Here is a 20,960-nt window from a genome sequence, read left to right on the forward strand (position 1 = left end):
CACAGGCGCAACGCAAACCGACACTCGCAGCATTCGCACAAGGAACCGATATGTCCACGATCACCTCGATCAACTACAGCGAGAAGATTCCGAACAACGTGAATCTCGCCGACGATCGCACGCTGCAACGCGCGCTCGAACAATGGCAACCGAACTTCCTCTCGTGGTGGGCCGACATGGGCCCGGACGGCTCGCACGACTACGACGTGTATCTGCGCACGGCCGTGAGCGTCGATCCCGGTGGCTGGGCGCATTTCGATTACGTGAAGATGCCGGACTATCGCTGGGGCATTTTTCTCACGCCGGGCGAGGCTGACCGCAAGATTCATTTCGGTGAACATAAGGGGGAGCCCGCGTGGCAGGACGTGCCGGGCGAGCATCGTGCGAATCTGCGCCGCATCATTGTCACGCAGGGGGACACGGAGCCGGCGTCGGTGGAGCAGCAGCGTCATCTGGGCCTCACGGCGCCTTCGCTCTACGATCTGCGCAACCTCTTCCAGGTGAACGTGGAAGAGGGCCGTCATCTGTGGGCGATGGTTTATCTGCTGCATCGTTACTTCGGCCGGGATGGTCGTGAGGAAGCCGAAGCGTTGCTCGGTCGCCGTTCGGGTGACGAGGACAACCCGCGCATTCTGGGCGCGTTCAACGAAAGAACGCCTGATTGGCTCTCGTTCTTCATGTTCACGTACTTCACGGACCGCGACGGCAAGTTCCAGTTGTCGGCGCTTGCGGAGTCGGGTTTCGATCCGCTGGCACGGACGACGAAGTTCATGTTGACGGAAGAGGCGCATCACATGTTCGTGGGCGAATCGGGTGTCTCGCGTGTCGTGCAGCGCACGGCCCAGGTGATGAACGAGCTTCGCACCGAGGACCCGGCACGGCTGCGCGCCGCGGGCGTGATCGATCTCGACACGATCCAGCGGTATCTCAATTTCCACTACTCGGTGACGGTCGACCTGTTCGGTGCGGACCAGTCGTCCAACGCCGCAACGTTCTACAGCTCCGGCCTGAAGGGGCGCTACGAAGAGGGCAAGCGCGATGACGATCATCAATTGAACGGCCAGCAATATCGCCTGCTCGACGTGGAGGATGGCCGGCTCGTGGAGCGCGAGGTTCCCATGCTCAACGCGATGAACGAGGTGCTGCGCGACGATTACATCAAAGACTCCGTGGCGGGCGTGAATCGCTGGAACAAGGTCCTCGAAAAGGCCGGCATCGATTTCCGCCTGACGGTGCCGCACAAGGCGTTCAATCGCCGCATCGGCACGTTCGCGGGTGTTCGTGTCTCGCCGGATGGCCGCATCGTGAGCGAAACGGAATGGGCCGCCAATGAAGCGGCATGGCTGCCTACCGCGGAAGACCGTGCGTACGTGGCCTCGCTGATGGGTCGCGTGGCCGAGCCCGGGAAGTTTGCGAACTGGATTGCGCCGCCGGCGATGGGCATCAACCGTCAGCCCGTCGAGTTCGAGTACGTGCGTTTCAACTAAGTCTTTCCGCGCGGCGGCACCCGGTGTCATGCCGCACAAGATAGCCGCCGCCACGGAAAGGGGAGCAGACATGAACGGACCCGCACCCATCGAAGTCCTCCGGCAGCATCTGATCGATCCCGAGATCTGCATCCGGTGCAACACCTGCGAGGAAACCTGCCCCATCGACGCGATCACGCACGACAGCAACAACTACGTGGTCGACGCTGAGGTCTGCAACGGCTGCATGGCGTGCGTACCGCCGTGCCCCACGGGCGCGATCGACAACTGGCGCACGGTATTGAAGGCCGACGCATACGGCATCGAAGAGCAGTTCACGTGGGACGCGTTGCCGGCACAAAGTACGGCGGCGAGTGCGGCACTCGACCCGCTTGCCCAGCAGACGGCGCTCGAGGGGAACAGCGCGGCGAGAACAGCGGGCATGGAAGACGACGAGTCCCAAGGACCTGACGTGGACACCATGCGTGGTTCCACGGTGCCGCCATGGTCGGCCTCGAAGCCATACGTGAATCTCTACACGCACAAGGCGCCTGTGGTTGCGACAGTGGCCGGCAATTACCGCGTGACCGACGAGACCGCCGAAAGCGACATCCACCACATCGTGCTCGACTTCGGCGCATTGCCGTTTCCCGTGCTGGAAGGCCAGTCCATCGGTATCTTGCCGCCGGGCGCGACGAAAGACGGCAAACTGCACCATGCAAGGCAATATTCGATTGCGAGTCCACGCGACGGCGAGCGCAAGGGCTACAACAACGTGTCGCTCACGGTGAAGCGCGTGACGCGCGACCACCATGGCGATGCGGCGCACGGTGTGTGCTCGAACTATCTCTGCGATCTGAAAAAGGGCGACCGCGTGCAGGTGATCGGGCCGTTCGGCAGCACGTTTCTGATGCCTAACCATCCCGATTCGCATCTGCTCATGATCTGCACGGGAACAGGAGCCGCGCCCATGCGTGCAATGACGGAGTATCGGCGTCGCCGCAGGCTGAAGGGTGCAACGGGCAAGTTGATGCTGTTCTTCGGTGCGCGCACGCGCGAGGAGCTTCCGTATTTCGGGCCGCTCACGAACTTGCCGAAGGATTTCATCGATACCACGTTGGCGTTCTCGCGAACGCCAGGTGAGCCGAAGCGCTACGTGCAGGATGCGATGCGCGAACGTGCTGCTGACGTTGCGCAACTGCTCAGGGATGCCAACACTTACCTCTATGTGTGCGGCTTGAAGGGCATGGAGGAGGGCGTACTGCAGACACTGCGGGACATCGCCGGGCAGCACGGCCTCGCGTGGGACACGCTATGGCCGCGCCTTGTCCGGGAAGGGCGCCTGCATCTGGAGACTTATTGAGTTGCAACCGGCGCCACAGCGGCGGTGCTGACTACGGGCGCATTTGTGCCGTGTAGGTTCAACGGCTGCCCACCGGTTATCGTCGTGCGGCCGCCGTCGCTGAAGAACGCCTGCTCCGCTGCATGATTGAGCACGAGAATGCTGATGCGACGATTGGTGGGTTCGTCGGCCACGTTGCGATCGAGCGGCAGCACGTCGGCGAGGCCGCGCACCTGCAGCACCTTGTCCTCACGCATGCCGCCGGCTACGAGCGCGCGGCGCGCCGCATTGGCGCGATCTGACGAGAGATCCCAGTTCGAATAGCCGGCCGTACCGCCGCTGTAGGGTACGGCATCGGTGTGGCCTGCAATCGAGATGCGGTTTTCCACGTCGTTCAGTGCGGAGCCGATCTGCATGAGGATCGTGGTCGCATAGCTCTCCGGTTTCGCGCTGCCTGATGCGAACATAGGCCGGTTCTGCGAATCGACGATTTCGATGCGCAGCCCTTCGTTCGTGATGGAGATGCGGATCTGGTCCTTGAACGCGCGCAATGCAGGGGTCTGCTCGATCAACGCGGAGAGCTTCGCTTTCAATTGCTTGAGCTTTTCCGTATCGGCCGGCGCGGGCACCGCGACCGACGCCGCATGCGTTGATGCAGGTTGCGGCTGCTGTTGCGCACCGTCGCCGGGCTTCGTGTTCGCAAGGTCGCGGCCGCCGCCTTGTACGACATTGGGGCGCGAGGCGCCCGAGCCGTCCTTCGTGCCGAGCATGACCGAGAGAGGCGTATTGAAGTAATCCTCAATACCCTGCTTCTCGTATTTCGACGTGGATCCGAGCAGCCACATCAGCAGAAAGAACGCCATCATGGCCGTCACGAAGTCGGCATAGGCGATCTTCCATGCGCCACCATGATGCCCGTGCTCTTCGTGGCGCCGCCCGCGGCGCACGATGATGGCCGCCAGTTCTTCGCGCTGCGAGGACCGGTTCCCGTTGGGAGGTTTCGTCGCCATACGTGACTCCCCGCGGGTCAGGCCGCTTTGGGCGACTTCGTCGCGCGCACCGCGTCTTCGAGTTCCTGGAAGCTCGGGCGGTCCGCAGTGAAGAGCACCTTGCGACCGAACTCGACGGCGATCGCGGGCGCATAGCCGCTCAACGACGCGAGCAGCACGGCCTTCACGCACTGAAACGGTTTCGCTTCGGCGCGTCCGCGCGCGCTGAGCAGGTCTGCAACCGGGCCGATGAAGCCATACGAAAGCAGGATGCCGAGGAAGGTGCCCACGAGCGCGCCGGCAATCATCTCGCCAAGTACCGCGGGCGGCGCGCCTACGGACCCCATGGTGTGCACGACGCCCATCACGGCGGCCACGATGCCGAATGCGGGCAGGCCATCTGCCATCTTCTGGATGGCCTGTGCCGCTACCGAAGACTCGGCGTGATGCGTTGCAAGCTCTTCGTCCATCAAGTCCTGCACTTCGAGCACGTTGACGTTGCCCGTGGACATCATGCGCAGATAGTCCACGATGAAATCGAGCAGATGATGGTCTTCAAGCACGTGCGAGTACTTCTGGAAGATCGCGCTTTCCTCCGGCGCGTTGACGTCCGCCTCGAGCGCCATCATGCCGTCCTTGCGCGCCTTCTGGAGCAGCTCGTACAGCAGGGCGATGAGCTCGAGATATTTTTCCTTCGAGTAGCCGGGGCCCTTGAAGCACGCGGGCAGGCTTTTCAACGTTTTGCGAAGTGTGGAGACAGGATTGCTGACCACGAACGCGCCCACGGCGGCACCGAAGATGCAGAGGAATTCGAACGGTTGCACGAGCGCGGGCAGATGCCCGCCCACGCCCACGAAACTGCCGATGACCGACCCAATCACGACCACCCATCCAATGGCGACAAACATGCTGGCTCCCAGAAAGCGGATTGCGGCATGGCACTGAAACGGGTGTTCCAAAGCGAACGTCGCGCATATCCATGGTTGTTGTATGGCCTTGATATCGGCAGCAGCGCGAAGTTGCTGAAGTGTGGTCGCGTGAGAATTTTCCATGCCTCGTTGTTCGATGTTTGCGTTCTGCATGCATCGTCGACCCGAGGAATGGGTCCGAGCGCTCAGGCCCTTGACTCTTCGGAAGCAGTTGAGGCGCATGGTCGCAGCGGCTCGCGTCCTTGGCCGGTGTTGCCGCAGCCGGCACTTTGGCGCCCGCGCGGTGAGATAATCCGTGACTTTCCACCATTCTTCGCATCCGCAGGAGCATGCCGTGACGCGCATCGACAATCCGCAGCACGATCAGGAAGCCGGCGTGGCCGACGCCACCCAGGACACCACCCGCATCGACGACGTGCGCATCGGCGCGGTGCGCCCGCTCATTTCCCCGGCGCTACTGCTCGACGAACTGCCTGTGCCCGAGGCGACGCAGACGCTCGTGGAAGCAAGCCGCGCCGCCATTGCGAATGTGCTGAAGGGGCGCGACGACCGTCTCATCGCGGTGGTAGGGCCGTGCTCGATTCACGATCACGATCAGGCCATGGAATACGCACATGCCCTGAAGCGCAGTGCCGACGCGCTGCGTGACGAATTGCTGATCGTGATGCGCGTGTATTTCGAAAAGCCGCGCACGACGGTGGGCTGGAAGGGCTACATCAACGACCCGCGGCTGGACGGCAGCTTCCGTATCAACGAGGGGCTGCGTGCGGCGCGCCAGCTGCTGCTCGACATCGACGCGCTAGGTCTGCCCACGGGAACGGAGTTTCTCGATCTGCTGAGCCCGCAATACATCGCGGACCTCGTCGCGTGGGGCGCAATCGGTGCGCGCACGACGGAAAGCCAGAGCCACCGGCAACTCGCTTCCGGCCTGAGCTGCCCGATCGGCTTCAAGAACGGTACGGACGGCGGCGTGCAGATCGCCGCGGATGCGATCGTTGCGGCGCGCGCGAGCCACGCCTTCATGGGCATGACGAAGATGGGCATGGCCGCGATCTTCGAAACGCGCGGCAACGAGGACACGCACGTGATCCTGCGCGGCGGCAAGAAGGGGCCGAACTACGACAGCGCATCGATTGCCGAAGCCTGCGCCGTGCTGCATGCGGCGGGGTTGCCCGAGCAGGTCATGGTCGATTGCTCGCATGCGAACTCGAACAAGTCCCACCTGCGTCAGCGCGACGTGGCCCACGATCTGGCGCTGCAACTATCGGCGGGCGAACGCCGCATTGTGGGCGTGATGATCGAGAGTCACCTGGAAGAGGGACGCCAGGACCTCAAGCCGGGCGTGCCGCTCAAGCGTGGCGTGTCGATTACCGACGCATGCCTTGGCTGGAGCCAGACGGAGCCGGTGCTGCAGGAACTCGCCGAGGCCGTGCGGGCACGCCGTCGCGCCTGAACTTTATTGCACGTCACTCCATACCGCTGCGCGCTCGTCTGTCAGGGCGGTTCAAGCCCACCAAGGCATATGGGCGCGCGGCTGCATATTCAGTCGTCGATCGACTCGTGCACCGCCTGTGCGCCGCGGCGCCAGTAGCTCGACGCACGAATGCACTTCTTGTCGACGCCACGCTCGTTGCACAGATACTCGCGCACGGCGCGGATCGCTGACGATTCGCCCGCGGCCCAGACGAAGCCGGTGCCCGGCGGCAGATACGTTTCGCGCACGGCTTCGACCAGTCCGCACGCATCGCCGCGCCACGCCTCGTCGCGATAGCGCCAGACGGTGTAGAGGCTGGCGGCCGTACGAAACTCGATACGCGCGGACGGATCGCCCACTTCGAGCACGACCGCCGCGCGCACGCCTTGCGGCAGTTCTTCCAGTCGGCGGGCGATGGCGGGCAACGCGGTCTCGTCGCCGACAAGCAGGTGCCAGTCGAAACCCGCCGGAATCACCATCGACCCACGCGGCCCCCCAATGCCGAGGTATTGACCGGCTTTTGCCTGCGCTGCCCATGCCGAAGCAGGCCCTGCATCGTGCAGCACGAATTCAATGTCGAGTTCGCACGCGGCACGGTCGAAGCGGCGCGGGGTGTAGTCGCGTGCAACAGGTTTGGGCAGACCTTCCGGCCAGACAATGCCTTCTGGACCCAGGGTGGGCAAAGTGGGTTTCGTCGCGCCCGGTTCCGGGAAAAAGACCTTTACGTGGTCGTCGAACGAGGCGGACTCGAAATCATGCAGGTCGTCGCCCGTGAGCGTGACTCGTACCAGCGAGGGCGTGACTGCATGCACTCGCGCGACCTGCACCAAACGGAACTTCAAGGGATGACGGATACGTATTACGTCGAGACTGGCATTCTCTTGCATGAAGCCCTCCAGATTGGATGCATTGGCGTTCAGATGTCGTCTGCGGGGCTGCCGCCGCGCTGACCGCCGTGCTCGCCGTCGCCCTCAATTTCCGCCGTGGCGCGGGCGAGGATGGCGGCAATGCGGCGCTGCTCGTCGGGCGTCGCATCGGTGCGGCGCAATAGTGCATGTTTGAGCGCGCGTCGCGCTTCCACGAGTTCGGGCACCCAGCCGCCTTCCGTCGTGTCCGGAGCTTCTTCGCCCGCGAACGCGCGACGCATGATGTCCATCTTGCGAGCGATGTGCGTGAGTTTGGCGAGCATCAGGTCGGCGCGTTCACGGTTCTCCGCCAGATAGACGCGGCCGGCATCGGACAGCTCATAGCGTTTGCGGTTGCCTTCTACCTGCACCGTGACGTAACCCACTTCCTCCAAATAGGTGAGTGCGGGATAGACCATGCCGGGGCTCGGGCTATAGAAGCCGTTAGAGCGTGCATCGAGCGCCTTGATGAGTTCATAGCCGTGGCTGGGCTGTTCCGCGAGCAGCGCGAGAAGCAGCAATTGGAGGTCTTCAGACGTGAATTTTCGTGCACGTCCGAAGCCGTCGCCTTCGCCGCCGAAGCCGCCTGGGCCGCCGAATCCCTCGCCCCAGAACATGCCGCCGCGGCGATGATGGTGGCGGCCCATGGCGTGCCAGAGCGTATGAAGTGAAAAACCGTCACGGAACGGATGGGCGCCGCCGTGTCGGGAAAACGGGTGATGACGCATGGGATGACTCCTCATAATTGTCGTAAAACGTATCTTAAGATATATATCGTAAGAGTGTCTGTCAAACGGTTTTTAGCTCGAATGTGTGTTGGCTATCGCCGGCCAGTTTCTATAGGCGGCGAAATCTGCAGCCACACCTAAGCGCCGCTCGATTACCGGGGCCGCACGGAATGCTCTGTCGCGTCGAGGTCGGTGAAGTGGCAGGTCCACGCCACCGGTGGGTAGGCTCGATACGAGTCAGGAAAAGGGCGGCGCCGCGCGCGGCGCGTCGGCCGAGACAGGCATCAGCGCGGCGCCGCTCCGGCAATGGGTGGGTGAGTTTTTCCAGGAGGCGGCAGATGACCTGAAAGCCCGTTTTCCGGAACACTGAGGGATGAGGCGTAGCGTGCCCGCCCTCAGCGGACCGCTATGCTTGGTGCCGCAATCGCGTCGAGCATGTTCTTCGTGGCTGACGACGCGAAGGAAAAGTTCATTGAGGTGATGGCCCCCATTCTCGAAGCAAAATCCAGATGGGGAAGTGCGGGTCTTCGTAATCGATTTCAGCAGAGGCGCTGTTACCGCGACAATTTACGAACGGTGCCGATGACGCGTTGCATATCGGAAGCGTCTGAGGCGGCCACAGCTTGATTGGGACTTTTACGTCTTCGCTGTGTCCTGGCTGCGATCGGAGAATTGCATTTCGCTCGCGCCGCAGAACGACGTGCATTCATCTACTCGGGAGTCCGGTCCGTGCCGTCCTTTGCGAGTTCGGTCAATGCGGCCATGGCCCGCTTGTACGGCCCGAGATCCTCATTTGCAGCCTGCAGAATCAACGCTCCTTGCAGGCGCGCAACCCAGTCTTCCGCGAAATGCCGCGCCCGTGCTGGCGACATGCCACTTTCGCGCGCCAACGCTTCGACAGCGTCGATCCAGTGCGAAAACGCCAGTAGCAGACCGTGCCTCGCAACCGACCCGATATTGGACGTCGCGAGTTGCCCGAGCACGCAGGGCGTGCGTCCACCCAGGTACATCCGATCTAGCGCGGCCACGATTTTGCGGATGCGGGCTTTCAACGTGCCGGCCGATTGGGCCGCGTTCAGGATTTCACGATCGATCACCGCCGTGGCGCGCTCGAGTACCGCCGCAGCCATCTGTTCCTTTCCTTCGGGGAAATGGTGATAGAGGCTCGATTTGCCGAGGCCCGTTGCGCGCGACAGATCAGCAATTGACGCCCCCTCGAACCCGCGGTCCCGGAACACGGTGAACAGCCGGTCGATGATCTCGTCCTTCGATGCCTGAGCGGTAGCCATGGTTCTTTCGCCTCTCCAGAAAACTGATCGTTCGGTACAGATCGAAAGGGTAAGTCGCCTTGATCCACAAATCAATCCTTGACACGCGCATCCTCACCTACTACTGTACCGATCGTTCGGTTCAGTGAATGTGCGCAATCAATTCAGGCCGACGCCTCTTTCCGTGATCCAGGAGAACTCGATGTCCACGCTCGCCACGTATCAAACCGTTTCCGTCTCCGACCGCCGCACCGGCACCGCCGTCAACCTGTTCTACCGCGAAGCCGGGCAGAAGGACGCGCCCGCCGTGTTGCTGCTGCACGGTTTCCCGACTTCGAGCCATCAGTACCGCGGGCTGATCGATCGTCTGGCCGACAAGTACCGCGTGGTTGCGCCGGATCTGCCCGGTTTCGGCTTTTCCGACGCACCCGACGCGAAGACGTTCGGCTACACCTTCGACCACCTCGCCGAAGTGATCGAAAGCTTCACTGATGTGATCGGCCTGACGCGCTATGCGTTGTACGTGTTCGACTACGGCGCGCCGGTGGGCTTCCGCCTCGCTGCATCCCGCCCGGACCGCGTGTCCGCGCTCGTCTCGCAGAACGGCAACGCCTATGAGGAAGGTCTGAGCGAAGGATGGAACCCGATACGCGCCTATTGGCAGGACCCGTCCGATGCGAACCGTGAGCAACTGCGCAGCCTTCTGGTGGCAGGGACCACGCGGTTCCAGTACGAGCATGGCGAGCGCGATACGTCGCATATCGCGCCGGAGAGCTATACGCTCGACCAGCATTTTCTCGATCGCACGGGCAACGACGAGATCCAGCTCGACCTGTTCGGCGATTACAAGGCCAACGTCGCCGCCTACCCGCGCTTTCATGAGTATTTCCGCACGCATCGTCCGCCGGCCTTGGCTGTGTGGGGCAAGAACGATCCGTTCTTCCTGCCGGCAGGGGCCGAGGCGTTCCGGCGCGACATCCCTGATGCCGAGGTGCGTTTTATCGATGCAGGCCACTTCCCGCTCGAATCGCATCTGGACGAAGTGGCAGGCATCGTTCGGGCATTCTTCGCGCGGACGCTGGACGTTGCGCAAGGTCCGGCATTGTTCGGTGCACTGAATGACGTGCCGGCGTCGGATGAAACCGGGCCGCTGTTCGACGCCATGCGTGGCGTGTTCGGTTTCGTGCCTAATCTCGGCCATGCACTTGCGGTCGAGCCGCCAGTGCTCTCCGCATACCTGGCTTGGCTCCATTCGCTCGGTGCAACTTCGCTCGATGCGGTGGCGCAGCAGGTCGCAATGGCCGCAGCAAGCCGGGCGAATGCCGCCGACTATGGCGTAGCTGTTCACGCGACGCTCGCCGGCAAGCTCGGCGCGTCTGCAGATGTGGTCGATGCGCTGCGCAGCGGCAGCGTGCTCGCCGATCCGAAGCTGGAAGCGGTGCGCCAGTTCGCGACTGCCATCGCGTCGAAGCGCACCCAGGTGTCGGATAGCGACGTCAACATGTTGAAGGCGGCGGGTTTCGATCGTCGTGCGGCGGTGGCGATTGCAATGGCCGTGGCGGGCAAGACGCTCGTCAACACGGTCGCTCACTTGTCGCGGGTCGAGATCGACGCTGGCTTCCAGCCGGGCGCTGCTGCCTGACGCTGCCTTGCCGATGCGCCTGCGTACACCGCGGGCGCGGCAGTCGCCCGGGCAGGAAGACAAGCAGACGGCTGACGAATAGAGGAAAAGAAGAAAGGCGCTCAGGTTGAAGGTCTGAAGGCGGTCGAAAGGCCGAAAGTATCGAAATCGACGCTATCTTCGACACTCAATCCTCAGGAATCGGGCGGGCGCCAACATGACGGGCGCCATAGAGCAGCGCAAGCAAGCCTGCACTCGAATGCCGACGAGCCGCCAAAGGCCGTCGGCGCAGGCAAGCAAACGCGGTCAACAGAATGAAGTCAATGAGTCCAACGCCTCGCGCCTGCATTGAGCGGATCAATCAATGCAGACCGCTCACGCCGCACCCATCAAAAAATAGACCGTCCCGTAAGCGTGGTCAGCCATTCCAGCGACTGGACGCCCGCCAGCGAATTGCCGTTCGCATCGAGCGCCGGCGACCAGACGCACGCCGCCATCTCGCCGGGCAGAACCGCGACAATGCCGCCGCCCACGCCGCTCTTTGCTGGCAGGCCGACACGGTAGACGAAGTCGCCGGCCGCGTCATAGGTCCCGCAGGTGAGCATCAGCGCGGACAGGCGTTTGGCTGAACTGGCGTCCAGTACCCGTTCGCCGGTGGCCGGCGACACGCCGCCGTTGGCGAGAAAGAGCGCGGCCCGTGCCAGCTCCACGCAGTTCATCGAGATCGCGCACTGGCGGCAGTACGCATCGACGACGGTTTCCGGGGGCATTTCCATATTGCCGAAGCTCGCCATGAAATGCGCCATCGCGCGATTGCGATGCGCGTGCTGCAGTTCCGATTCCGCCACACGAGCCTCGTAGTCGATGCCGGGTTCGCCCGAGAGCCGCCGGATGAACTCGACCAGTGCCGTTTCCGCCTGCACGAAGCGGCGGCACAGAACGTCCGTCACCACGAGCGCACCTGCATTGATGAACGGGTTGCGGGGCTTGCCGTGTTCGGCTTCCAGCTGCACCAGCGAATTGAACGCCGTGCCCGACGGTTCGCGTCCCACGCGGTGCCACAGGTCGTCGCCGAGCAGTTTGAAGGCGAGCGTGCACGCAAAGAGTTTCGAGATGCTCTGGATCGAAAAGCGTGTGTCGGCTTCGCCCGTGCGGAACACCTGACCGTCGATCGTCACGACCGCCATGCCGAAACGGTCGCCGGATATGCGTGCGAGTTCGGGAATGTAGTCGGCCACGCGTCCTGTGCCGAGGTAGGGCTGCACGTCGTGGCGAATCTGCTCGAGGATCGGGGTGTAGTTCATGAGGGCAAGAGACGGGCGAAGGCGAATACAGTCAGTCGGATGCTCAATGGTGCAGGCTGCTTCGGCACCTGCGTTTCAGTGCCTGCATCCCACGATGGACGCAGCGTAGTGCAATGCAGTTCAGTTCAGTGCAGACGACGTGGGACGGCATTGTAATCGGGACTGCACTGCAGCAGGCGCCGCCGCGTTCCGCGGCGTGGTTTCATCCCGTGGAGGCTGTGCTAATCTGGTTTGTTCCCGCCCTGATCCGGGGGAAACAGACAGCATGATGGAAAGCCGCGATCCGACGGCGCCGGTGCGCGCCGTCTACGTGCTCGAGCAACGGCATGAAGGCAGCGAAGTGCCGTGGCGTGCGGAGCCGCGTGCCCAGTTGATTCGCTCGGGTAGTGGTGTGTTGACCGTGCGCACGGAGTCCGCGCTCTGGGTGGCGCCGCCCGGCCATGCGGTCTGGGTGCTGCCGGGCGTGCTGCACCGGCTGTCGTCCACGGCGCCGCTGGCGCTCCATACGCTCTACGCCGAAGGCGAACCGCTGCTCGTACCGGGCGCCGCGGCCGTGCCGCCCGTTGCGTTCGTGCCCGCACAAGGCTGCGTAGTGGCCATCGACCGGTTGACCGACGAACTGCTGCGAGCCGCGGCCATCTTCGGCCTGGGCTATACGGAAGAGGGCGCTCAGGCGCGGCTCGTGCAGGTCATCCTGGACCGCGTGTCGCAACTCGCCGCCATGCCGCTTTCATTGTTCCTGCCGCGCGATCCACGCATCCAGCGCGTGGCCGACATGCTGGTCACGAACCCCGCGGATTCCCGCGTGCTCGATGAACTCGCGGAAGCGGCCGGCGTGACGGCCCGTACAGCGGCGCGTCTCTTCGTCCGGGAAACGGGGCTCACGTTCGGTCAGTGGCGCCAGCAGTTGCGTCTGCTCGTCGCGCTCGAGAAGCTCGGCGCAGGCGCAAGCGTGACCCAGGTGGCGCTTGAAGTGGGCTACAACGATGTGTCGTCGTTCATCGCGGTCTTTCGCGATGCACTCGGCGAAACGCCTGCACGATATTTCCGCTAAGGCGCGCCTCTGGACGCGACATTCCGCAGCCGGATTATCGCGAACCCGATGAACCCCGACGAACCGCAGACGAACTGCACTTCAATGCGCTCCGGCCGCATCTCCGCCGCCGCCCTTTGCGGGCCGCGTAATCCAGATCAACGGAATGATCAGCACGAAGATGATGGCCGAGACGTAGAAGATGTCGTTCAGCCCCATCATCGCGGCCTGCGTGTTCAGCGTGAACTCGAAGAGCGCATTCGCCGACGGCTGACTCAGGTGCAGCAGCGTCTGCGTGGAGTCGATCTGCTGGCGAAAGAGCGGGTTGTCCACCGTTGCCTGCTCGGTGAGGCGCACGTGGTGCAGCACGGTGCGGTTATTCCAGGCGTTGGTGGAAATGGAGGTGCCGATGGCGCCGCAGAATACGCGCACGAAGTTCGACAGGCCCGCCGCGGCCGGCACCTTGCTCGGCGGCTGCCCCGCGAGAATGATCGCGGTGAGCGGCACGAAGAACATGGCCATCGGAATGCCTTGCAGCAGCGTGGGCAGCACGAGGTGCCAGGTATCGATCTCGATCACGTAACGCGAGCGCATGTAGAAAACGATGGCGAACCCCACGAACGCGAGCGTCGCGATGATGCGTGCGTCCGAGCGGGGCAGCACGCGCCCCATCACGGGTGCGAGGATCACCGCGAAAATGCCGAGCGGGGCGGTGACGAGGCCGGCATCGACGGAACGATAGTTCAGGTATTCCTGCATCCACTGCGGCAGCAGCACCAGATTGCCGAAGAACACGGCATACGCGACGGAAATCGCCACCGTGCCGCCCAGGAAGTTGCGCTGCGCAAAGAGCCGCAGGTCGACGATAGGGTGCTGCTCCGTCAGTTCCCAGACCAGAAAGAACGCGAAGCCGATCAACGCCGTCACGCCCAGTCCCACGATGAACGGCGAATTGAACCAGTCGAGGTCCTTGCCCTTGTCGAGCATGATCTGCAGCGAGGCCACCCAGGTGATGAGCAGCCCGAGCCCCACTACGTCGATAGGCGGCTGCCGCGTGGCCGATTCGCGCTTGCGATAGATGGACCACGTGATGGCGGCCGCGAAGATGCCGACTGGAATGTTGATGTAGAAGATCCAGGCCCAGCTGTAGTTGTCCGTGATCCAGCCGCCCAGCGCGGGCCCCGCGATAGGCCCGACGGTCGCCGTCATGGCCCATAGCGCCAGCGCGGTGGCGGATTTTTCCTTCGGCCAGGAGCCCAGCAGAATGGCCTGCGAGAGCGGGATCAGCGGTCCGGCCACGGCGCCCTGCAACACGCGCGCGGCGAGCAGCACCGGCAGGCTGGGCGCGACGCCGCACAACCACGACGCCACTACGAACATCAGGATCGCGCCCACGAACAGCTTCACCTGGCCGATGCGCTGCGTGAGCCAGCCGGTGAGCGGAATCGACACGGCGTTCGAGGCGGCGAATACCGTGATGACCCATGTACCTTCGTCCACGGAAACGCCGAGGTCGCCCGAAATGGTGGGAATCGCGACGTTGGCGATCGAGGTGTCGAGCACGTTCATGAACGTGGCAAGCGCAACGGCGATGGTGGCGAGCACGAGCTGGCCGCCGGCGAGCGGCGGCGGGGCAGCGGCGGCGGGCGCGGAAGCCGGCGAAGGCGCGGCCGGCGTAGCAGACGCAGTCCGTGGCGGATTCAAGCGATATCTCCGGAAAATCGGGCCGCATGTGCCGACGGGGTGGCCGGCTCACACCGATCAGCCGGTGTGCAGCCACAGGAAGACACCGGCCTCGACAGCGCGCAGAAACGTTGGCGCGAAATATCGACGCAAACCGCTCACACAAGGCGCCGGCTCACAACGAACATGCGACGGCGTGCGGCGGAATGCGGCAACGCGCCGCGAAAGATGCGAATCGGGCCAAGCTTACCCGCATTCGGACATGCACGTCGGCGCCGTGCGCAGCGGTCGCCGTCCGCAAATTTCAGGGCGCCGGCATGGGCGCCTGCACAGGGCGCCTGCACTGAAACGCGCGGTATGCTCGCGTTTGGGCACGCGCCCGCGCATGAGTCGCCGGACCATGCCGCAAAACCACATGCAGGGGATTGCAATGAGCTGGGAATCGTTCGAACACGGTTGGCGCCTTGCGCCGGCCGACGCGCCCGCGCGGGCGCTCGTCGTGCTGCTGCATGGCGTGGGCAGCAACGCGCAGGATCTCGTGCCGCTCGCCGACGCATGGCGCGGCTCGCTGCCGCAGGACGTGGCGTGGGCATCGCTCGACGGCAGCGAGCCGTTCGACGGAGGTTTCGGCGGGCGCCAGTGGTTCAGCCTGCGCGACATCGACGAGACCCGTCGCGGTGAGCGTGTCGCCGCCGCCTGGCCTGCACTCGAACGCATGTTGCGCGCCGAACTCGCGCATTGGGGGCTGCAGGGTTTCGGTCAGCTTGCACTCGTAGGCTTTTCGCAAGGGTCCATCATGTCGCTCTATTACGCTGCAACGCACGATGAGGGCGCCGTGGCCGTCGTGGCCTACTCCGGGCGGCTCGCCGTGCCGGTCATCGCGCACAGCCGCACGCCGCTCACGCTCGTGCACGGTGTGGAGGACGGCGTCATTCCCATCGCGGAGCTCGAACGGGCGGCCAACGCGTTCAGCGACGCCGGCTTCGCCGTGGGTGCCTATGCGTTGCCGGGCGTCGGCCACACCATTTCGTCGCAGGGCGCCATGCTGGGCCGCGAAGCATTGGCGCGCGCCTTTTCGGCCCTTTAGCAAAGGGCGGTGCGCATGGAGACCCGCTCCATGACCCGCGCCGAAATACGCGGAAACATTCCGGGATGCCAAATTATTCTGGCGCGGCTAAAGTTTGCGGCGGCATGCGCCGTTAACGGTTCCAATAGGCCGTCATGGCCAGCAGGAACCGTCCGGCGCGTGAGGTAGCGCGGCGTTCGCCACCGCGCGGCGCGCCAGGGCGGCGACGATTCCGATCGCCCAGGCGGGGCGGTCGACGACACGAGCCGAGCCCACTCATGGCCAGAACAACGCCGCACCCCTCCTTCCTGAAACGGTTGTTCCGCCACGACGTGGCCGTGGATCTCGGCACGGCGAACACGCTCATCTACACGCACGACGAGGGCGTCGTGCTCAATCAGCCCTCGGTGGTGTGCTTCCAGAAACACGCCGCGCCGGGCGAAGCCCGCGTGGCGGCTGTCGGCAGCGAGGCGAAGCAGCTGCTCGGCCGCACCCCCGGCAACCTCGAAACGGTGCGGCCCATGCGCCACGGCGTGATTGCCGATTTCTCCGCGGCCGAGCACATGATCCGTCAGTTCGTGGACATGGCCCAGCAGCGCCGGCTGTTCGGGCGGCGCGCGTCGTTCACCATCTGCGTGCCCGCGGGCGCGACGCATGTAGAGCGCCGGGCGATTCGCGAGGCGGCTGTGGCCGCCGGAGCGGGGCGGGTGAACCTGATCGGCGAATCGCTGGCTTCCGCGGTGGGCGCGGGCCTGCCGGTGTCGTCCGCCACGGGTTCGATGGTCGTGGACATTGGCGGCGGCACGACCGAAGTCGGCGTGGTGGCGCTGGGCGGTCTTGCCTACAGCGGCTCGATTCGCGTGGGCGGCGACCAGTTCGACCAGGCGATCGTGAGCTACGTGCGCAACCTGTTCGGCGTGCTGCTCGGCGAGCCCACGGCGGAGCACGTGAAGAAGACCATCGGTTCGGCGATGCGCGACGTGCCGCGGCAACGCATGAACGCGACCGGCCGCAGCCTCGACGACGGCCTGCCGCGCACCGTTGAACTCAGCAATCACGACGTGGCCGACGCAATCGTGTCGCCGCTCAAGCAGGTGATCGGCGCGGTGAAAGACGCACTCGAAAACGCGCCGCCCGAACTGGTCACCGACATCGCGAGCACGGGCATCGTGCTCACGGGCGGCGGCGCGCTGCTCGCGAACCTGGACCGGTGCCTTGCGGCGGAACTCGGCGTGGCGGTGCGCATCGCCGACGAGCCGCTGACCTGCGCCGTGCGCGGCGCGGGCGCGGCCGGGCAGGTGCTGGACGAGTACGCGTTCGAATAGGCGCTACAGGCGCGCGCAACCGGCACGCCCGCACGGTACGACGAAGGCCGCGTCGCACGCGCAAAGCGCTGCCGTGGGACAATCCACCGTTCCTTCATTGTCTCTGCGCCCATTTTCAGCGGATGTTTCGATCCCGCTGCGGTGCGTTCTCTTGTCTGTGAATCAACGTCCCGCTTTTGCTCTGGCTCACTCCGTTCGAGCCGATTCCGCTCGCGCGGCTTTTGTCCCGTCCTTCATTGCGCTCGCCAACGGCTTACGCATGCCCTACGTCGAGGCCGGCAGGGGCGAACTGCTGCTCTTCGTGCACGGTTCGCTGTGCGACTACCGCTACTGGCAACCGCAACTCCATGGCCTTGCCGCCCGCTATCGCTGCGTGGCCGTGAGTCTCACGCATTACTGGCCCGACGCCGACCGGCAGAGCGCCGTGCCCTTCAGCTGGAGCCGTCACGCGGATGAACTTGCGCAGTTCGTGGAGCGCCTCGGCGCTGGCCCCGCGCACGTGGTGGGCCATTCGCGCGGCGGCTGCGTGTCGTTCCATTTCGCACGGCGGCATCCGCAGCACGTACGTACGCTGACGCTCGCAGACCCCGGCGGTCCGTTGCAGATCGAAGGCCGCCCGCCCGCGCAATTGCCGGAAACGGTGAATGCGTTGCGGGCCCGCGCGGCGCAACTGATCGAGGACGGGCACGTCGACGCCGGGCTGCAACTGTTCGTCGATTCGGTGAGCCGCCCGGGCTTCTGGGCCAAAAGCACCATGACGTTCCGCACGATGGCCACCGACAACGCGCACACGCTCGCCCGCCAGTTTCGCGATCCGCTGCCGGCCTATACGCCCGCCGACGCAGCCGACGTGCGTTGCCCCGTCCTGCTGATCGACGGCGAAAAAAGCCCGGACATGTTTCGGCGTACCGCCAGCGCGCTCGACGCGTGGCTGCCCGATGCACGGCGCGAAACAGTGCAGGGCGCCTCGCACGGCATGAACCTCGCGCATCCCGCGGCGTTCAATCGCTACGTCGATACGTTCATCGCAGGCGTGAAGGCGAGGGTGCCAGAGCACGGCGTGTGAGCGCTGGTGCGCGCTTCGTCTTCAAGGCGCAAGACGCTTACAGTCAGCTTGCTTCGAGTATTGCGGGTCCCGAGACGGTTTGTTGTGTTGCACAGCATCAATTTGGCCAGTTCCTCGCCTTAGAATGCGAGGCCAGAGCCGCGACAGGTCGCCGCAACCCGCGCGACGGCACACCGCGTCTTTCATGCCCCGGCAAAAAAGGACTCCGAAGATGAACGAATCGAACACGCACGCCACGCTGCGCTTTTCCGATAGCGACCAGACCATCGAGCTGCCCGTCTACAAGGGCACGTTGGGCCCGGACGTAATCGACATCCGCAAACTGTACGGTCAGACCGGCAAGTTCACGTACGACCCGGGCTTCATGTCGACGGCGGCATGCAATTCGGCGATCACGTACATCGACGGGGACAAGGGCGAACTGCTGTACCGCGGCTACCCGATCGACAACCTCGCGCAAAACGCCGACTTCCTCGAAACCTGCTACCTGCTGCTCAAGGGCGAACTGCCCAACCAGGCCCAGAAGGACGAGTTCGTGAAGACCGTCACGAACCACACGATGGTCCACGAGCAGATGCAGTTCTTCTTCCGTGGCTTCCGTCGCGACGCGCACCCGATGTCGATTCTCGTGGCTGCGGTGGGCGCACTCTCGGCCTTCTACCACGACTCGCTCGACATCAATAACCCGCATCACCGCGAAGTGTCGGCCATCCGCATGATCGCGAAGCTGCCCACGCTCGTGGCGATGGCTTACAAGTACAGCATCGGCCAGCCGTTCGTGTATCCGCGCAACGAACTGTCGTACAGCGCGAACTTCATGCGCATGATGTTCTCGAACCCGTGCGAGGAGTACAAGGTCAACGACGTGCTGGTGCGCGCGCTCGACCGCATCCTCATTCTGCACGCGGACCACGAGCAGAACGCATCGACCTCGACGGTGCGTCTGGCCGGTTCGTCGGGCGCGAACCCGTTTGCGTGTATCGCGGCCGGTATCGCGTGTCTCTGGGGCCCGGCACACGGCGGCGCCAACGAAGCGGCGCTCAACATGCTCGAAGAGATCGGCTCGCCGGACAACATTCCCGAATTCATCCGTCAGGTGAAGGACAAGAACTCGGGCGTGAAGCTGATGGGCTTTGGCCATCGCGTCTACAAGAACTACGACCCGCGCGCGAAGCTGATGCGCGAGACGTGCCACGAGGTACTGGAAGAACTGGGCCTGCACGACGATCCGCTCTTCAAGCTCGCGATGCAGCTCGAAAAGATCGCGCTGGAAGACGAATACTTCGTGTCGCGCAAGCTGTACCCGAACGTGGACTTCTACTCGGGCATTGTGCAGCGCGCGCTGGGCATTCCGACCTCGATGTTCACCTGCATCTTCGCGATGGCACGTACGGTGGGCTGGATTGCGCAGTGGAACGAAATGATCGCCGACCCCGAACAGAAGATCGGCCGTCCGCGCCAGCTGTTCATCGGCGACACGCCGCGTGAGGCGAAGCCGATCGCGCAGCGTTGATAGCGCTGGCGTGCGAGGCGTAGCAAGTCGCATCGCACGCACTGAATACACCGCGCTCCCGCAGGAGCCTCCAATAGACGCCTCGATGGGTTTGCGCCCTCGGGGCGTTTTCATTTGGGCGCATGGCACGAGTTGGCACTGCGGGCCCACAGCAGGGGCTTGCCGAGCCGGCAATTCGCATGCGTTCTGTAGCGCTCGTATTCGACCAGTGGCCGGACGGTGTCTCGCATATCTAGCGGCACCAGGGCAGTCAGTCGCGGACATGCCGATACAGTGCAGCGCGCCTTCAAAAGGCGCCCCATGCCCGGCATGCCCGCATTCGATCAGCGGAAGCGATAGTCCACGCCGGTGGTGATCATGTCGCTCCTGACGGACGCTTCATTGCTGCCTTTCCAGCTTAGCTTGCTGTAGTTCACGTACTGCACGTGCACGTGCAGTACGGCGAAACGTCGTAGGCGGCGCCCAACCCCGCATTGAGAAAACCCGCCGACGCGTTGCGCGACTCCACGTCGCCGCGTCGACGGCCCACTTCCCAGCCTGCGCCGATGATGCCGAGAACCGAGAAGCGGTCGGTCACCGGCAGATAGCCGACCAGGTTGGCCGACACGGCGCCTAGTGTGAACTTGTCCTTCCGGCCGCCCGAGGTCGCCTCGACTTGCCCGAGACTGGACACTCCCCCTTCCACCGCGAAGTAGCGCGAGAACTGGTAGCCGCCGTGCGCGCCGAGCGCGGCGTTGCCGGACGACTTGCCCGACCAGCCCGCCCGGTTGGTCGTGAGCTTCTCGCGGCTCATGCCCAGATCGCCTCCGACGTACCGGTAGTTTTCGGAGGGGCGGGTCTCCTCGGCCCGGGCGGGATGGTTCGGTGTTGGTTGCGTGGACGTTGGTGGAAGCCACCCGCATCGCGGAAGAAAACCAAAGCTTTGTCTGAGGCGCCATGACTAGCGTTGTAAGACTCGACGTGCTGCTTGCGGAACGCAAGATGAAGTCTCGCGAGTTGGCCCAGTTGATCGGCATTACGGAGGTCCAATCTGTCGCTGCTGAAATCGGGCAAGGTGAAGGGCATCCGCTTCGATACGCTGGAGCGCATCTGCGAAATCCTGAAATGCCAGCCCGGCGATCTGTTCCAGTACCGCCCCGACGAACCCGGCTCGCCCGGCGACGCAGCGGACTGAACGGGGACTTCAGCGTTCCGGGTAACATCGATACAGGTATTGAAACTACCAGACAACTCACTGTTTTTTATCGG

At 64.0% G+C, this 20,960-nt stretch carries 17 protein-coding genes and 1 pseudogene; 10 read left to right on the forward strand and 8 right to left on the reverse strand.

Translation table 11 applies throughout. The features are described 5' to 3' along the window. Positions 1–59: 59 nt before the first annotated feature. A complete protein-coding gene (gene boxB, locus PXJ20_RS13405; protein ID WP_413215943.1) occupies positions 60–1,487 on the forward strand; it encodes a benzoyl-CoA 2,3-epoxidase subunit BoxB in 1,428 nt (475 codons plus the stop codon). Between the two features lie 70 nt (positions 1,488–1,557). Further along, complete coding sequence (gene boxA, locus PXJ20_RS13410) at positions 1,558–2,829, forward strand: benzoyl-CoA 2,3-epoxidase subunit BoxA (protein ID WP_421032202.1); 1,272 nt, start codon at positions 1,558–1,560, stop codon at positions 2,827–2,829. On the opposite strand, the gene motB is transcribed toward boxA, so the two are convergent. Continuing rightward, positions 2,823–3,818: a flagellar motor protein MotB gene (motB, locus tag PXJ20_RS13415; protein ID WP_421032203.1), complete on the reverse strand. Its 996-nt coding sequence runs from the start codon at positions 3,816–3,818 to the stop codon at positions 2,823–2,825. The two genes, boxA and motB, sit on opposite strands and share 7 nt — an antisense overlap. 17 nt (positions 3,819–3,835) lie before the next feature. Beyond that, complete coding sequence (motA, locus tag PXJ20_RS13420) at positions 3,836–4,705, reverse strand: flagellar motor stator protein MotA (RefSeq protein WP_017775609.1); 870 nt, start codon at positions 4,703–4,705, stop codon at positions 3,836–3,838. Between the two features lie 355 nt (positions 4,706–5,060). Between motA and PXJ20_RS13425 the strand changes: the two genes are divergently transcribed. Further along, entirely contained in the window at positions 5,061–6,179 is a 1,119-nt protein-coding gene (locus tag PXJ20_RS13425; RefSeq protein WP_277598297.1) for a 3-deoxy-7-phosphoheptulonate synthase, read from the forward strand. Positions 6,180–6,268: 89 nt separating this feature from the next. Here the strand turns inward: PXJ20_RS13425 and PXJ20_RS13430 are convergent, their stop codons facing one another. The 3 genes from PXJ20_RS13430 to PXJ20_RS13440 form a co-directional block, all read right to left on the reverse strand. Further along, the gene (locus PXJ20_RS13430) at positions 6,269–7,087 is read right to left on the reverse strand and encodes a siderophore-interacting protein (RefSeq protein WP_413214979.1); all 819 of its coding nucleotides are present in this window, start codon (positions 7,085–7,087) and stop codon (positions 6,269–6,271) included. Between the two features lie 29 nt (positions 7,088–7,116). Next, positions 7,117–7,833: a PadR family transcriptional regulator gene (locus PXJ20_RS13435; protein ID WP_421032204.1), complete on the reverse strand. Its 717-nt coding sequence runs from the start codon at positions 7,831–7,833 to the stop codon at positions 7,117–7,119. A gap of 710 nt (positions 7,834–8,543) precedes the next feature. Continuing rightward, positions 8,544–9,122, reverse strand: coding sequence for a TetR/AcrR family transcriptional regulator (locus PXJ20_RS13440; RefSeq protein WP_421032205.1), 579 nt, complete (start codon positions 9,120–9,122; stop codon positions 8,544–8,546). Between the two features lie 181 nt (positions 9,123–9,303). Here PXJ20_RS13440 and PXJ20_RS13445 point away from each other — a divergent pair, with 181 nt between their 5' ends. Beyond that, on the forward strand, positions 9,304–10,743 hold the full coding sequence (locus PXJ20_RS13445) for an alpha/beta fold hydrolase (protein WP_421032206.1): 1,440 nt from the start codon (positions 9,304–9,306) through the stop codon (positions 10,741–10,743). 368 nt (positions 10,744–11,111) lie between these two features. On the opposite strand, the gene PXJ20_RS13450 is transcribed toward PXJ20_RS13445, so the two are convergent. After that, positions 11,112–12,026, reverse strand: coding sequence for a glutaminase (locus PXJ20_RS13450; protein ID WP_017775615.1), 915 nt, complete (start codon positions 12,024–12,026; stop codon positions 11,112–11,114). Between the two features lie 265 nt (positions 12,027–12,291). Here PXJ20_RS13450 and PXJ20_RS13455 point away from each other — a divergent pair, with 265 nt between their 5' ends. Next, on the forward strand, positions 12,292–13,080 hold the full coding sequence (locus PXJ20_RS13455) for an AraC family transcriptional regulator (RefSeq protein ID WP_421032207.1): 789 nt from the start codon (positions 12,292–12,294) through the stop codon (positions 13,078–13,080). An 81-nt stretch (positions 13,081–13,161) separates the two neighbouring features. Here the strand turns inward: PXJ20_RS13455 and PXJ20_RS13460 are convergent, their stop codons facing one another. Further along, positions 13,162–14,763, reverse strand: coding sequence for a DHA2 family efflux MFS transporter permease subunit (locus PXJ20_RS13460; RefSeq protein WP_413214976.1), 1,602 nt, complete (start codon positions 14,761–14,763; stop codon positions 13,162–13,164). A 409-nt stretch (positions 14,764–15,172) separates the two neighbouring features. Here PXJ20_RS13460 and PXJ20_RS13465 point away from each other — a divergent pair, with 409 nt between their 5' ends. The 4 genes from PXJ20_RS13465 (at position 15,173) to gltA (ending at position 19,712) form a co-directional block, all read left to right on the forward strand. Beyond that, positions 15,173–15,829: an alpha/beta hydrolase gene (locus tag PXJ20_RS13465; protein WP_421032208.1), complete on the forward strand. Its 657-nt coding sequence runs from the start codon at positions 15,173–15,175 to the stop codon at positions 15,827–15,829. Between the two features lie 257 nt (positions 15,830–16,086). Next, a complete protein-coding gene (locus PXJ20_RS13470; protein ID WP_026121626.1) occupies positions 16,087–17,133 on the forward strand; it encodes a rod shape-determining protein in 1,047 nt (348 codons plus the stop codon). A 259-nt stretch (positions 17,134–17,392) separates the two neighbouring features. Further along, positions 17,393–18,199 (forward strand): alpha/beta fold hydrolase, encoded by an 807-nt coding sequence (locus tag PXJ20_RS13475; RefSeq protein ID WP_421032209.1) that lies wholly within the window; start codon positions 17,393–17,395, stop codon positions 18,197–18,199. A 211-nt stretch (positions 18,200–18,410) separates the two neighbouring features. Continuing rightward, positions 18,411–19,712: a citrate synthase gene (gene gltA, locus PXJ20_RS13480; protein ID WP_421057423.1), complete on the forward strand. Its 1,302-nt coding sequence runs from the start codon at positions 18,411–18,413 to the stop codon at positions 19,710–19,712. 412 nt (positions 19,713–20,124) lie between these two features. Here gltA and PXJ20_RS13485 read toward each other — a convergent pair whose 3' ends face one another. Continuing rightward, the gene (locus PXJ20_RS13485) at positions 20,125–20,505 is read right to left on the reverse strand and encodes an outer membrane beta-barrel protein (protein ID WP_421031447.1); all 381 of its coding nucleotides are present in this window, start codon (positions 20,503–20,505) and stop codon (positions 20,125–20,127) included. A 143-nt stretch (positions 20,506–20,648) separates the two neighbouring features. Here PXJ20_RS13485 and PXJ20_RS13490 point away from each other — a divergent pair. Continuing rightward, a pseudogene (locus PXJ20_RS13490) lies at positions 20,649–20,886 on the forward strand (helix-turn-helix domain-containing protein). Positions 20,887–20,960 lie beyond the last annotated feature (74 nt).

Origin of the sequence: Paraburkholderia sp. A1RI_3L (assembly GCF_048957895.1) — a bacterium.
GTDB classification, from domain to species: domain Bacteria; phylum Pseudomonadota; class Gammaproteobacteria; order Burkholderiales; family Burkholderiaceae; genus Paraburkholderia; species Paraburkholderia kururiensis.

Excerpts from the sequence above, each read along its gene's own strand:
- boxA (WP_421032202.1), top strand. The coding sequence starts at position 1,558 with ATGAACGGACCCGCACCCATCGAAGTCCTCCGGCAGCATCTGATCGAT.
- motB (WP_421032203.1), bottom strand. The coding sequence starts at position 3,818 with ATGGCGACGAAACCTCCCAACGGGAACCGGTCCTCGCAGCGCGAAGAA.
- motA (WP_017775609.1), bottom strand. The coding sequence starts at position 4,705 with ATGTTTGTCGCCATTGGATGGGTGGTCGTGATTGGGTCGGTCATCGGC.
- PXJ20_RS13430 (WP_413214979.1), bottom strand. The coding sequence starts at position 7,087 with ATGCAAGAGAATGCCAGTCTCGACGTAATACGTATCCGTCATCCCTTG.
- PXJ20_RS13435 (WP_421032204.1), bottom strand. The coding sequence starts at position 7,833 with ATGCGTCATCACCCGTTTTCCCGACACGGCGGCGCCCATCCGTTCCGT.
- PXJ20_RS13440 (WP_421032205.1), bottom strand. The coding sequence starts at position 9,122 with ATGGCTACCGCTCAGGCATCGAAGGACGAGATCATCGACCGGCTGTTC.
- PXJ20_RS13445 (WP_421032206.1), top strand. The coding sequence starts at position 9,304 with ATGTCCACGCTCGCCACGTATCAAACCGTTTCCGTCTCCGACCGCCGC.
- PXJ20_RS13450 (WP_017775615.1), bottom strand. The coding sequence starts at position 12,026 with ATGAACTACACCCCGATCCTCGAGCAGATTCGCCACGACGTGCAGCCC.
- PXJ20_RS13455 (WP_421032207.1), top strand. The coding sequence starts at position 12,292 with ATGATGGAAAGCCGCGATCCGACGGCGCCGGTGCGCGCCGTCTACGTG.
- PXJ20_RS13465 (WP_421032208.1), top strand. The coding sequence starts at position 15,173 with ATGAGCTGGGAATCGTTCGAACACGGTTGGCGCCTTGCGCCGGCCGAC.
- PXJ20_RS13470 (WP_026121626.1), top strand. The coding sequence starts at position 16,087 with ATGGCCAGAACAACGCCGCACCCCTCCTTCCTGAAACGGTTGTTCCGC.
- PXJ20_RS13475 (WP_421032209.1), top strand. The coding sequence starts at position 17,393 with ATGCCCTACGTCGAGGCCGGCAGGGGCGAACTGCTGCTCTTCGTGCAC.
- gltA (WP_421057423.1), top strand. The coding sequence starts at position 18,411 with ATGAACGAATCGAACACGCACGCCACGCTGCGCTTTTCCGATAGCGAC.
- PXJ20_RS13485 (WP_421031447.1), bottom strand. The coding sequence starts at position 20,505 with ATGAGCCGCGAGAAGCTCACGACCAACCGGGCGGGCTGGTCGGGCAAG.